General features: G+C 35.7%; 6 protein-coding genes. All 6 read right to left on the bottom strand.

The window, feature by feature from the left end; all coding sequences use genetic code 11:
• Positions 1–54: 54 nt before the first annotated feature.
• The 6 genes from HWE15_RS10705 to HWE15_RS10680 all read right to left on the bottom strand — a co-directional run bounded on the left by HWE15_RS10705 (position 55) and on the right by HWE15_RS10680 (position 14,381).
• Complete coding sequence (locus HWE15_RS10705) at positions 55–7,080, bottom strand: PKD domain-containing protein (protein ID WP_290507528.1); 7,026 nt, start codon at positions 7,078–7,080, stop codon at positions 55–57.
• A 142-nt stretch (positions 7,081–7,222) separates the two neighbouring features.
• The gene (locus tag HWE15_RS10700) at positions 7,223–7,933 is read right to left on the bottom strand and encodes a methyltransferase domain-containing protein (protein ID WP_290507527.1); all 711 of its coding nucleotides are present in this window, start codon (positions 7,931–7,933) and stop codon (positions 7,223–7,225) included.
• 5 nt (positions 7,934–7,938) lie between these two features.
• A complete protein-coding gene (locus tag HWE15_RS10695) occupies positions 7,939–10,311 on the bottom strand; it encodes a tyrosine-protein kinase family protein (protein ID WP_290507526.1) in 2,373 nt (790 codons plus the stop codon).
• Between the two features lie 3 nt (positions 10,312–10,314).
• Positions 10,315–11,142, bottom strand: a complete 828-nt coding sequence (locus HWE15_RS10690; RefSeq protein ID WP_290507525.1) for a polysaccharide biosynthesis/export family protein — start codon at positions 11,140–11,142, stop codon at positions 10,315–10,317.
• A gap of 79 nt (positions 11,143–11,221) precedes the next feature.
• Complete coding sequence (locus HWE15_RS10685) at positions 11,222–12,520, bottom strand: nucleotide sugar dehydrogenase (RefSeq protein ID WP_290507524.1); 1,299 nt, start codon at positions 12,518–12,520, stop codon at positions 11,222–11,224.
• Between the two features lie 211 nt (positions 12,521–12,731).
• Positions 12,732–14,381 carry a capsule assembly Wzi family protein gene (locus HWE15_RS10680; RefSeq protein ID WP_290507523.1) on the bottom strand — a complete coding sequence of 550 codons (1,650 nt, stop codon included), beginning with the start codon at positions 14,379–14,381 and terminating at the stop codon, positions 12,732–12,734.
• Between the last annotated feature and the right edge of the window lie 36 nt (positions 14,382–14,417).

Below are 14,417 nucleotides of genomic sequence, written 5' to 3'. Positions count from 1 at the left end.
ACAAATAAAAATTTATATTCAAAATGAAATCAAGATTGAATTAAAGGCATTTCATTACCTTATTAAGGTAAATACTCCTGATTCATTAAGAACTTCCCCTGAATTACTTATGAATTTTCCCCGATAAATATAATTGCCATTTGGAGCTTCTACTCCTTTAAATTTACCATCCCATCCTTGAGAATCAAGAGAATTACTTTGATAAACAAGTTCTCCCCAAGTTGTAAAAACATAAAACTCCATACTTGCAATTCCACGAAAAACAGGTTTAAAGTAATTATTTTTTCCATCTATCCTAGAAGGAGTAAATGCATTTGGAAAGCGAACCCAATAATCATCAGAAACTTGAATAAGTTGCTCAAAAACTGAAATACAACCAAATTCATCGATTACCTGAAGTTGAATAGTATAGGAACCTTTTTCCTGGTAAAAATGAAGAGGGTTTGGTTCCGAACTAACCGAACCGTCTCCAAAATCCCATGACCAAAGAATTACTTTGCCAGAGGAAAGATCAGTAAATTGAATCTCTTCAAAAATCTGAATAGTATCATTTGAAATTAGATTTCCATCTCCCAAATCAAATTGATAATCAAATTTAGCTTCAAGTAGCTCATCAGCAATAATCACTAAAATTCGTTGAGGTTCATTCCAACATCCCGTACCCTTCAAACTACTACTAACTCTATAATCGCCAGATATATTCACAGCATCTAATTCAGAAATTTGCATAGCTATTCCAGAAGGAGAAAGAATGTTGTATTCATATACATTTGGATTAAAGCCTTCAATATAATTAGTTAGATCAACAGTCCCTGCTGGATCACAAACAACAGAAGGATTAGAAACTCTAAGGTTTGGAATACTATTTACAGTAACTTTTGCTGGTGTAGGTTTCACGCCGCAAATGCCAGTTCCTTGAACCATTACAAAATAGGTATATGGAGATCCATTTCCATTCAATCCGCCTATAGTTAATTCTCCTGAATCACTAACTTGATATGTTACACCATCAACCGAACTATTATTAATTATTGGTTGATTTCCATTCTCGTCATAGTACCAAGTGAAAACTTCATCAGTTATATTTTGAGAAACACTTGGTGTAAGAATAGCCAATTCCCCTTCACAGATTACCTTATCAGACAGAAAAATTTCTGTTGGTGCTTCTTGAATGTCAAGTTCATTGGAAATAAAAAGTTCACAACCTTGACTATCTTCTATTCTTAATTGATAAATCCCCTGTCCTATTCCAGAAATTTCAGTCAACCCTGGCTGATTTACGAAAAGAGATTGCTCTTGATCACCTATTCTTGAATAATACACATTATAGGGAGCGTATCCTCCTTCAATTTCAAAGCGAATAATACCATTATTCAATTCACAGGTTGGATTTACTAACTCCTGATTAAAAACTTCAAGAGCCGAATTTGGTCCATTTACTTCAATATTTGGGATAATTAAATTACATCCTACTGAGCTTTGGATTTCAATAGTATGAATACCGGTTGGAACATTAAAAGATGTTGAGGAAACAAAAGGACCTCCATTTAAGCTATAACTCAAGATACCAGATCCTCCTGTTGGATTTAATTCAATGGATCCGCCTGTACCAAAACAAACTTCATCATTAACCGAAATGGTGGCAGATGGAATCTCAAAAACCTGAATTTCCCCTTTACCCACAAAACCCGGGCAAATAGTAGGGCCACTTACGGTAACAAAGTAGTTATACTCTTGTTCGTTATCTGAAAACCCAGAAACAATTAATTCTCCAGAAGATGGGTTGATTTGATAGATTTTCCCATCTGGTGCAGGGTTTGAACTACTGCTAATTTCCTGTGTAAGATTGTCATCAAAATACCATTGGAAAGTGACTCCAGATGCTGGAGGGTCGAGTTCAGGTATTAGAATTGCTGTCCCGTCAGAGCAAATTTCAATCTTTTCAACGAGAATTTGAGTAGGACCATTAATCAATTCTACCAAATTGGTTGAGATGGTACATCCTTCCTTATCAGAAATAGTCAAGGAGTACTCTCCTAATTCAAGTCCTTCCAAAGAAATGATTCCATCTTGAGACGATAAGGTTTGAAAAATGCTACCATCTTTAATTACTTCAATTTGATATGGTTTCCATCCTCCTATTATTTCAGCGAAAAGCTTTCCATTTGAAGATCCACATCCAGGATTAATACCTTGAAGAAGAGAAGAATCTAATGGAGCTGAAGGACCCAAAATTTCAAAATCAATTTTTTGAGAGCATCCTGCTGGAGTAAATATTTCCAATTCATATGTACCAGCGGAAAAAGACATTGATTCTAAATCATCTTTTTCTAAAATCTCCGCACCATTTACACTATATGTATATCGAGGTAAATCTCCACCAATAATTTTTAAGCTACCATTTGAATCTCCAAAACAGGTAACAGGTGAGGTTTCAAGAATAATATCAGGAACATCAAACACTTCTACTTCAATCTCAATCTCTTGTCCTGTGCAAACAACATAAAAATAATAGCTGTATTTTCCAGCAGGAAGCCCTGTTATTTCAAGTTTAGGATTAAGCCAATCTGAATCATCAATTGAATAAATAATTGAAGGATTATCTAGATCAGGCCCATTTCCTATTAGCCCATTTTGATTTGCATTCTTGTACCATCTAACTTCAGTAGCCGCAGCTGGTGGCAAATTTGGATCTGGGGCAATATGAATTGGTCGGATGGATACAGTATTACCAACACAAACATCGATGGGAGGAACCACCTGATAAACTGGATCGGAAGATTCTTCAATCTCAAATTCAAAAATCTCTTCACAACCCTCTCCATCAGTTACAATCAAAAAATAAGTATCCGGGAATAAATCGAATAAGTCTGTTTGGGATCCTTGTAATACCGCTCCATTCAACGAGCCCTTCCTCCATTCTACAGAATAATTACTCCAACCTCCTGAAATCTCCAAATCTTGAATACTTCCATTAGGAAGACCACAGGATGCTCTAATAATAGTAGGCTCATTTATTGAAATTGGGGATGAGGGACTTTCAATAGTTACATTTTGAGATAAGACGCAACCTAAATTATTTCTAATGGCAATAGTATATTCCCCAGCAGGAAGACTTGAATACGAAGAGATTGTTCCAAAGCTTCCACCATCAAAGCTTATTTCGAATTGACCATTTCCTCCTGATGGCAAAACTTTTATTGAACCATTAGTATCTCCAATACAAGTAATTGGTGTAATTTCAACTTCAGCAGAAATGGGAAGGTAAACTATTGCCTCTGCAGTTTTTATTACAGGACATATACCTGGCCCTGTAATTTCAAGAAAAAATTCATGATTCCCTTCAGGCAAACCTTTAACAATTAATTCTCCGGTCACATCATTGATTGAAAAAGACAATCCATTAGGATCATTCAAATTTGTTATCGGATCAGTGAGGTTAAAATCCTTATACCATCTTAAGGTAGGTTTAACTGGTAAAGAATTGGTAAAAGTTGGAGAAAATACTACCTCCATATCAAGACAAACCTCTTGTACCATTGGATTTAAGACAACCTCATATCCATCATCATTTACTAAATTGACAAGATTTGAGATAGAAATACTACATGAATTTGCATCTGTAACATCAACCGAATAGTTTCCTGGAGGAAGATCAAAAACTTCAACACGATCACCGTCGATAGTATAAGAATAATCGGTAATTGCTTGGCTGTTAATTAAAATAGAATAGTCCTTAGTACCGCCTACTAGATCAAAGGAAAAAGATCCATTTTGATCTCCGCAAGTTGGATGAATCAGATCTTCATTAAGTATTTGAAGTTCATTAGGTTGAGTAATTTCAACAATCTCTTCTGAAAAGCATAGCCCTCCATCTTCCTGAACACGGATTGTGTATTGGCCTGCCGGGAGGCCAGAAAAGTCACCTGTGGTATTGCTTTGACCGGTTTCTTTAATTGTAAATATATAATTACTGGAAGGGTCAACAGATTCCAAAGTGATTTCACCATCAGAACTATTGAAACATGAGGTAGATATGGTATTGAATATTGTCTGTGGTAAAGGTAAAACTTCTACATTCGTTGAAATCGAAAGATCACAGGAATAGGGTCCAGATAATTCGAGGGAAAAAGTATAGTTGCCCGATCTAAAGCCCCTTACAATTAAGTGTGATGGGGTAAAGGAATCATTATCATGATCGATTAACTCATAGGAAACTCCATCTATTTCTGTGTTAGAGTTTATTCTATCGCCATCTGGAGTAACCCAGGTATATACAGGATTCTCCAGTTCTCCGGATTCAAGTAAAGACGCCTCTATATACAGATCATCCCCTTCACAAATTTCTTCCGGTGATTGCAAATCCAAGCTTGGCTTAGGGGAAACCTCAATAAGCTGGTTTTTGTCTTCGAACACTGTGCAACCTTGGTCATCACTAACAATCAATGTATAAGTTCCAGAAGTTAAACCGCTTGTTGTAAATACATTTTCATCTTGGAGAAGTGTAAACTCACTTTCATCCAAAATATTTCCATCTCTACTTAAAGAAACAAAAGAATATATTCCAGAACCTCCAGTTGCAATCCACTCAATTAAACCATCATTTTCTACACAGGTAACATCTTTTACCTCTGAAACGGTAAGTTCAACAGGTGAAGGATCTATTAATTCAATAGGAACATATTCTTCACATCTTGAACCACTTTCAACTCTAACCTCATAATTTCCAGCAGGTAATGATGAAAAGGTAAAGGATGTTTCACTAATATTATCCGCACTTTTAGAAATGACACTACCTCCTTGAATTAATTCATAAGTGTAAGTCCCGTTTCCATCTTGCGCGTTTACTGTGATAGAGCCATCTTGCCCTTGAAAACATAAAGGATTCTCAGGAATTGCATCTATAAGTAATGGGAACTCTATCGGCAAAATTTCAAACGGGATTTCATGCCTAAATAATGGAGACCCATCACTTCCTGGTTGACCACTTCTATACTGATCACCAATTTGAAAAATATAAGATCCTGCAGTTAAATTGGCTTCTTCAATCACGGATTGGCCAGGTGTCAAAAACGTCCAATCCACAATCACTGCATTCCCTGGTAATGATACTATCCGATATTTTTCATTCCCTTGATTTCCTTGATCATCAATACCTGAAATTTCATCTCCATCTAAAATCACTTGTATAGATCCCAATTGATCACAAGTCTCTCTTATCGCACCAGAGGTCGGAATTTGGGGGTTTAGGTCTTCAACTATCCTAATTTTAACCTCTTCATTGGAAACACCAAAACAACCTAGACCGGTGGTTACTTCTACTGTATAATCACCAATTGCACTTGGTCCAATAGCTAAATAAGAATCTGAAGTAGCCCCGGAAATTGGTGTTCCGTCTTTATACCATTGATAAATATATCCTGTCCCTTTTGGTTCTGCATCAAAAAGTACTCTAACATCATTAATTTCGCTTTGCTCCCATACCAAAGGATCAATTGTTGTAATGATAGGGTCTGGATTAGGGACTACCTCAACTGTGATAGGCTGTGGGTCTGACATTTGTCCAAAGTTATCAACCACAGTGTAGTAAACTGTGACCTGCCCAGTATTACTGAGGATACCATTAGATGCGAATCGAATTTTTTGGATAAATGTACCATCTGATACTTCTTCCATAAAAGTTTCAAAATAACCGAAATTGGTATCAATTTTTAAGTTTTCCTGCTTACATAGCTCATAGAAACAAGTTCCTGAAAGTCCACAGTCAAAACTTTGGTCAGAGGAAGCAGTTTCTGCGGCGGTTTTAGCTTCATTTGCAGATTCCAAATCTTCAAATAATTGGATGCATCTTACAAATGCTTCATTATCAACCTGGGGGTTAATTTCAAACTCTAGTTCACCTCCTTGACAAACTTCCTCCAAATACGGCGATCCGGTTGGATCATTGACTCCTGTTAGATCGGAAACTTCAACCGTAACATTTTTAATATTGTGAAAATTATTAGATCCGCCAGTCGAAGCAGAAAATCCAATTTTTAGAAAAGGAGGAGCAGTATAAGGATAAGGCTCATCAACAATAACATGAATTAGTTCCCGGGTACCTGTTTCATTGATAAGCATCCAAACATTTACCTTAAAACCTGAAACAGGGTCGGGTTGAAGATCTATAAAAACCTTTCTATAGCCTATATCATTGCAATCAAAAACAGGCTCATCACTGTTTATATCAACATTGAATAAGGTCTCACCAAAAGGAGACAAATACTCAGCATCGACACCCAAAAAAACATTTTCATTTAGAATTCTTCCAGTTATAAATTCATAGCTAGCGAAAGCTATAGCATCATTTCGATTGACGTCACTGTCCATTACTGGGCCTCGAAGGACAATTGAATGGGGAAAACGATCAAGAGCCGATCCGGGTGAATTTAAAGATGAAATAGGGACCGTATTTCTACCTAAAAATCCATATCTCTTATTTTCGTAATAATTGCCAAAGTTCCCAAATTCGTCCAGCCCTATTCCTAGATAGGCCCCTTTTAAGCCAGGTTCATTTTCCTCCTCTACCCCTCCATTTACCGCTCTTCGTGCTGTATATCCCAGCGCTCCACCTTTTCCCCCAATTTCGAAATTGCTTGGATCAATGGAACCATCAAACATGAAAAAACTTAAACCGTCAGCACCTTCAGAAGTAGTTTTTCCGAAACTTGAATATTCAAAAGAAACTTTTACACCTCTGTTTGAAGCAAAAGGATAATCAATATATACATATCCATTTTCTTCTGAATTATTGGAGGTTAGTTGCAATGATGAGCCTGTTAGTACTGGATCAAAAGGAACATCTATCTTTCCAACTCGTTTGGTGCCATTAATAACAGTATTGGCTCTTGGATTTAAAGTTTCAAAAGACTCGCAATATGGAAAGCCTTCTCTGACTGTAATGATTTCTTGAGAAAAACTCTCCGCTAAAGTCAGGAAGATTAAGAAAAACATAAAAATATACCGGATAGGCCTTTGCAAGGCAAAAGACTTCAAAAGAAACTTATGCGATAATATTTTTATTAATCCTGTAATAGTCAAAGTGATTTGGGTATTATAAACAAATTTTAGACCAAGAAAAAAGTAAAACTGAAAATGATTTTTGATCTGAATCCAGGAACTTACTTTAAATCCAAATAACTACTGAATTTAGCTCCTAATTTGAATCAAAACCTTTTTAGGGTTATTGATCGAGTTTTGCTACGACCACCAGGCTAAACCCAAAAATACGCGACATGAGCCAAGGGCTAATTTTAAAGAAGATAAACTTAATTGGAAAAAATATTTTTTGAAGGATTGAAGCAACATTCGATGGAGCTGTTAAGGTTTCCCTTGAATAATCATAGTCGATAATTTTATATCCAGCATTGGTAATTAAATTAAGAGCTGAATTTACATTCAAAAAAACCAGATGGCCTGGATTTTTAATTTTCGACCTTTGAAGATTCCTCATATTTACAGCTAAACAATCATCAAGAGGAACATGAAAAACGACAAGTCCAGCCAATGACCCTATTCTTCTAATGAAATCCATTGGGGCAGTAACATGCTCAAAGACATCAGTTAAGGTAACCAAATCAAACCTTTTACCATGCTCGACAAAATCTTTCTCATAGAAAGATATTTTATCAAATTTTAGGTTTCTTACATGTGGAGAAACATCAAATCCACATATTTCCGAAAGCTGAATTCCGGATTTTTTTAACAAATTGCTTAAACCCGAAACAACACCTCCTGAACCACACCCTACATCTGCATAACTATTTATTGAAATACCCTCTTTACTAACAATGGGTTTCAGTAATCTCCAAATAGCACGTACTTTATAATTAGAATCTTCAAAATGCCTTTTATTATCAATAAAATACGAACCTGATTTATATTGATCTATCATAAAAATTAGGACTCTGATCTTTTTTCATTTTCATAATAACCATACCCATAACCATAAGTATAACCATATCCATAATTAACCTTATCAGAATCTACACCATTAAAAATAGCATAGATATTCTTTAATCCTTTACCATGCTTCAGGCTATTCAAAGCTTCAATAAAGGATCGCTGACTGTAATTTTGTCTAAAAACAAATAATGTAATATCCGCGAAACTCAATAAATCTATCGTTTCACTTACCAAGCCTATAGGCGGGGTATCCAAAATAATAACATCATAACTTTTCTTCAATTCTTTTAAAAGAGTTTCAAATCTAGGGCTGATTAATAATTCAGACGGATTAGGAGGTACAGGTCCTGATACTATCAGGTCTAAGTTTTCATATTCAGTAGGAATAACAATATTTTTCCAGTCTGGATTCTGCCCGCTAAGAAATGTCGATAAACCTATATTATTAGAAATCTCAAAATCTTGAAAAATCTTAGGTCTTCGCAAATCACAGCCTAACAGGACTGTTTTTTTACCTGAAAGGGAGTAAGCAGAGGCTAAATTTAATGCACAAAAGGTTTTTCCCTCTCCTGAAATTGTTGAAGTTATTAATAATGTTAATTGTTCGCCTGACGGCACCATAAACCTAATGTTGGCACGAAGAGATCTAAAAGATTCTGAAATTCCTGATCTACCAAAATTAAATACTACCAAATTGGTATCGGTTTTATTTTTTGGAATAGTATTTATAACTGGTAATTTTAATTTTTTCTCCAGGAAACTAATATCCTCTATTTTTGATCGAAATAATTCGATTATAAATACAACTATAATTGGAAGAAATAATCCAATTAGTCCACCTGAAACATAATTATTGAAAGGCTTAGGAGTAACTTGACCTCCCATACCTCTCGCATATTCAATTATTTTATTATTAGGACTATTTGAAGCCTTAGAAATTGCAGCCTCAGCTCTTTTTTCAGATAAAAAGTTATAAATATTTTCAGTTAAAGTTGCTTGTCTCTGGTATTTTATCAAATTTTGTTCTGCCTGAGGAAGACTTCGAAAAGAAGATTCTATTGCCTCTTTTCTGTTCTCTAGATCATTAATGGTCATGAGATTATTCTTTTCCACATTTGACAAAATCTCCTGAATGGAAGTATTGAGATCTGCAAGACGCTGATTGGCGGCTCTAACTTGAGGCGATAATTCGGTTTGTGTGGCCATCAACCTAGACCGTTCAACTTGAACCTCTAATAAGTTTTCTATCAAGCCATTTAGATATGGATCATCAATTCCTAGACCTGAAGGAACAACAATCTCATTGTAGTTTTCTCTAACAAGATAATCTTTCAAACTTTGATAATATCTTCTTTTGAGACTTGCTTCAGCTATTTGTCTTTCAATATCAGTCAATTGTTCAAAAACAGTGGAAGACTCACTAGAAAGATCAAAAATTTGATTCGATGATCTAAAATTCTGAAGTTGATTCTCAAAAGAAGTTAATGAGTCTGCCACCCCGGCTACTTGACTATCAATAAAATCAATCGTTCTAGAAGCAATTTCATTTTTACCTTGAAGTTCAAGCTCTAGATATGTATCCATTAGAGTATTTAGATACATCTCTCCCTTCTCCTGATTTTTAACAAGGATACTCAATTCAAGTATTGATGATCCCTTTTCAAGTAATTCTACCAAAAGGCCTTGTGAATATACATCAACCAAATAATTTCGATCCCTAAGAATGAAGATAGAGCTACCCTCTTCAATTGCTGAAGTGTTACTGATGCGAACTTTAAATTGTGGGGTTTCAGCCCATTCTCCAAACTTGAAAGTTGGATTTTCTAATTTCCCTTCTCCTTCATACCTACTCCCATCGGGAAAAAGATGGGTGTAACTTTCTTGAATTAACTCAAGTGAATAATTCTCTGCATCTGACCATTTAACCTGGATTTGGCCATTTAAAAGCTGCGGAGATTTCCAATCCACTTCTACTAAAATTGGAGTCTTTTTATATATTTCTTTTAAAATAAATGTTCCTTTTTGATAATACTCAACCTGAAAATCAAGCTTTTCCAAGGTCGCCTGAGCAATGGGCCTAGATTTTAAAATAAGCATTTCGTTGGTTAAACCCATTCCCTGCTCCTCCAAAATGGAAGGCTTTTCGAATAGTGAAAGCCCCTTCTCGTTTTCTTTAATAAAAAATTTTGAAGATACTTTATAACTCGGAACTGTATTTTGAGTAATAAAGTATGCAATTGCTAAAGAAATCAGCAAACTCCCTAAAATCCAAGGCCAAATTCGTATGATTTTAGGAACTAAAGCTTTTAAATCAAGACTATTTTCTCCTTCTTGATAAAAATCATTTTCATCTAGATCTCCAGACATATTTTAATTGTTTTGAATCAATGTCAATATCAAGGCAATTGCTGTGATAGTTGAAGTAAATAAAGTTAAAGTTTCTACTAAGGTGTTTCCAGCTCCAATTTCACGAACCTTCATTGGTTCTGCGTATATTAAATCATTTGGTCTCAAAAAATAATATTCAGATCCAAGTAGATCCCTGTCTAACAAATTGATCTTATGAATTTGAGAGCCATTAGGGTATTGTCTTACAAGAAGAACTTCATCTCGTTTAGCTAACCGCCCTAAATCTCCGGCAAATGCAATGGCCTCAAAAATTGTAACTCTATTTTGAAGAATTGTATATTTCCCTGACCTATTAAATTCCCCAAGAGCACTAAACCTAATACCTCCTAAGCGAACGCGAACAAAGTATTCGTCTTCTTTCACATATTTGACAACTTTTGATTCAACTAGAGATTGAGCCTCCTTTGTTGTCAACCCTAAAAATTTAACTTCTCCTATGAGAGGTATTTCAACCATCCCGTTATCATTAATCGTATAACCATTCATAAAAAAAGCATCACCTGCACCCTGATTACCTCCCATTTGAGCGATATTATTACTTTCTGCCGTTACAACATTAAAAATTTTATTTAGCTCTGGATCCGTTGTTTTAATACTAACTTCTACAATATCATTTACTTGTAATAGATATTCTTCAGTTTGATATCCATATCGTTCACTTGATTCGACCAAAGGTCCTACGGACTCCTCCAATTCTTGCATATAAATGACTTTTTTATTTGGCACACAAGAATATAGACCTGTAAATAACACAAATCCAAAAATTATTATTTTACCAATTTTCTGCATAAAATGATTTTTAATTTTAATTATCAAAATGACTTATCTTTGTATAGAAAAAATCATTAGATATTTATGTCTAGGAGTATCAAAGTCTTGAATCTACCAAATTTTTATCTAAGATCCCTTTAACATCAAAAACCACTTGACTATCTGATTTTGCGATTGTTAATGATCTAAACTCTTTATGAGCTACCGCCAAAATAATAGCCGAATAAGCTTCGATATCAGGTAAATTTGATAATAAATCCAACCCATACTCATTCCTAACTTCTTCTGCACTTGCCCAAGGGTCATAAACATCGACTTCCATATCAAATGAACGAAGTTCTTTATATATATCAATCACCCGAGTATTTCTTACATCAGGACAATCTTCTTTGAAGGTGAATCCTAAGATCAACACTTTTGAATCGATTACCTTCAAATCTTTTCTCATCATGTGCTTGATAGTCTCCGTGGCCACATGCTTACCCATGCTATCATTTAGACGACGACCCGCCAAAATAATTTCCGGATGATAGCCCACTTCTTGAGCTTTCTGTGCAAGATAAAAGGGATCTACACCAATACAATGCCCACCGACTAAACCTGGCTTGAATTTCAAGAAATTCCACTTTGTACCTGCCGCTTCTAAGACCTCTTGTGTATCGATTCCTAACAAATTAAAAATTTTGGACAATTCATTGACAAAAGCAATGTTGATATCTCGTTGGGAATTTTCAATCACTTTGGCTGCTTCTGCTACCTTTATTGAAGAAGCCTTATGAGTCCCTGCAATAATGACTGTTTTATAAAGTTGATCAACATATTCAGCAACCTCAGGAGTACTTCCAGAGGTAACCTTCAGAATTTTGGATACTGTATGTTCCTTATCTCCTGGATTGATTCGTTCGGGTGAATAACCAACATAAAAATCCTGATTAAATTTTTTACCGGATACTTTCTCCAATACAGGGACACATTCCTCTTCTGTCACCCCTGGGTATACGGTGGATTCATAGATCACCACATCACCATCTTTTAAATAGCGCGCAATGTTTTGAGAGGCTTTGATCATCGGAGTTAAAACCGGTCGATTATACCTGTCTGTTGGAGTAGGTACAGTTACGATGTAAATATTACAATCACTAAGACCTTCTGAGTCTGCAGTATTAAACAAACCTTTGGAACCAGTTGCTGGATTCATGTTTGATAATACCGATTGAAGTAAATCATCCTCTACCTCCAAAGTGAAATCATGACCGGAATTCAGATCTCTAATTCTTTTTTGATCAATATCAAATCCTATTACAGGAAATTTTTTAGCAAACTCTACTGCCAAGGGAAGTCCTACATATCCCAATCCTATGATTCCAATTTTGGACTCGTCAAATGGTTTCAACATGAAATTATAAAATTCTAATTTCCAATAATTTACATACAGCTTCGCCAGCTCAGTCCCAAGAAAAAAGACCTACTGATAGGTTTAAAAAGCCATTTTCTAACACTTGAAAATAATAAATGAGTACCAAAGTTACTCACCTCTTAGTAAGGGCAAAACTAATAGAAAACCTTTGAAAAAAAATCTTAAAATCACCCAATTACTAGTCAAGTTTTCAATTCAAAAAATACAATAAGCTTACCTGTCCATAAAAGGCTCCCAAATTTGTACCCTGGTAAAAATCAGGTCGGCTACTTTCTTGACTTTGCCACTGATAATTATATCCTTGAATGTACTGCGCCTTGGCAGAAAGAATTAAGTCTTTCCATCGATGATCCCAGAGCAATGCAATGCTATAGTCTATCCAAGGTTGTTTTGTTGAATTTCTAGCAAATGCTCTGTAAAAGAAATCCTGATGGTTTGCTAATCGTTCTAAAAGAATCCCTTTTTTATTTAATCCGTCTATTTGGCTGATTTCAAGGCTTTGTACGTTTGAACCCACACCGGGTCCTGCACCCAAGGCTTCTCCATAATTGGAAAAACCTCGAGCTTGTCCATGAGTATGCCAAGTATACCCCCCACCAATACCTGCGTATCGAATCGTTCGATTAATTGATTGTTGTTGATGCAACATCTCTCCTCTTACTTGAAAAAACTTCCCCTCTTCGGATGTTGGCCATAACTTCTTAAAACCTGCCAAATAGGCCCGAGCATGTTCAGGATTTAAAATTGCTTCTCTCCAATTATAGGCATGGTCTCGTCTGCCATATTCGAAGTAAATTTCCATTTTTCCCTTAGGGATAACCCATCGGCCATAAAATGTGACTTGCTGATCTCTCCCTTCTCCATCCTTATCGAACCCATATACAGTTTTTTGAAAAGGTTCGAATATGGGGAAATAATCTCCAAAGCTATTTCCCTGCTGGCGAGAATATTGCTGATGAGTCCTTGAAACCCCAAAGAAAAATCCAGGAACCCATTTGGGTTGATAGGTTATTGTAATAGCATTTAAATATTTATAATCTCCAGTGAATCGATTAAATAACCGCGTATTCAATTCTGGCAATTGAGAAGGAAAATAACCGGAATCTTCCAACATCCCTACAAGAATTTCCCCTTCAAATTCTCCTAGAAAAGTCTTGGCCGGCCTTCTACTTCTAAATGTCAAATGAGGAAAACTCCTAGCATTGTTACTAAAAGTGAGTGAAGAAAATTGCCCGGGTCCCCAAAAGATATTTTCAGTTGATACCCCAGCTTCCAAGAAGCCGGCCTGAATCGTAATTTTTGATTGCCCCCACCATAAAGTTGAAATTGGGTCATTTCCGAACCGTTCTGGATAATCACCAAAACTCCAATAAAAAAAACGGGCTCGATTCACTGATTCCGGAAATTCTCCAGAATAGCCTTGAAATGGTCGATTTTGTGAATAAACAAACTCTGGGGCAAGCTGGATTCTGAATACAGAAAACTTCAAAGAAAATCCCAAACTGGTGTAGGTTTGAAAGCCTACATTAGGAAGCATGGGACCATTTCCCCATCCATAGGGCCTTTTTGAGTTGAATGTGACCATTTGTCGTAAGGGAAGAATAGAGAAATCTTTAGCTTCCGAGGAATCATTTATTAAAGAATCAGGATCAACTTTTTTATTCAGAATAGAGTCAAACTGAGATTTTGAAAGGTCCAAAGGACGAAGTGTCATCGAATAATTAGAATAGGGGCCTCCCAATACCTGACTTCTTCTAACATATTCTTCCAAAACTGGATAATTGGCTGGTATCGTTTGCGCAAATAAAAAAATAGAATGGCTCCACAGTAAAAGAGTCATAATAATCAGCTTGAAAACACCTGATTTAATACGTAA

Origin of the sequence: Algoriphagus sp. (genome assembly GCF_013373065.1) — a bacterium.
GTDB lineage: Bacteria > Bacteroidota > Bacteroidia > Cytophagales > Cyclobacteriaceae > Algoriphagus.
The sequence above is the reverse complement of the archived record's forward strand: the minus strand, read 5'-3'. Positions and strand labels throughout refer to the sequence as shown.

Coding starts and splice junctions, on each gene's coding strand:
- HWE15_RS10680 (WP_290507523.1), bottom strand. CDS start 14,381: ATGACTCTTTTACTGTGGAGCCATTCTATTTTTTTATTTGCGCAAACG.
- HWE15_RS10695 (WP_290507526.1), bottom strand. CDS start 10,311: ATGTCTGGAGATCTAGATGAAAATGATTTTTATCAAGAAGGAGAAAAT.
- HWE15_RS10700 (WP_290507527.1), bottom strand. CDS start 7,933: ATGATAGATCAATATAAATCAGGTTCGTATTTTATTGATAATAAAAGG.
- HWE15_RS10685 (WP_290507524.1), bottom strand. CDS start 12,520: ATGTTGAAACCATTTGACGAGTCCAAAATTGGAATCATAGGATTGGGA.
- HWE15_RS10690 (WP_290507525.1), bottom strand. CDS start 11,142: ATGCAGAAAATTGGTAAAATAATAATTTTTGGATTTGTGTTATTTACA.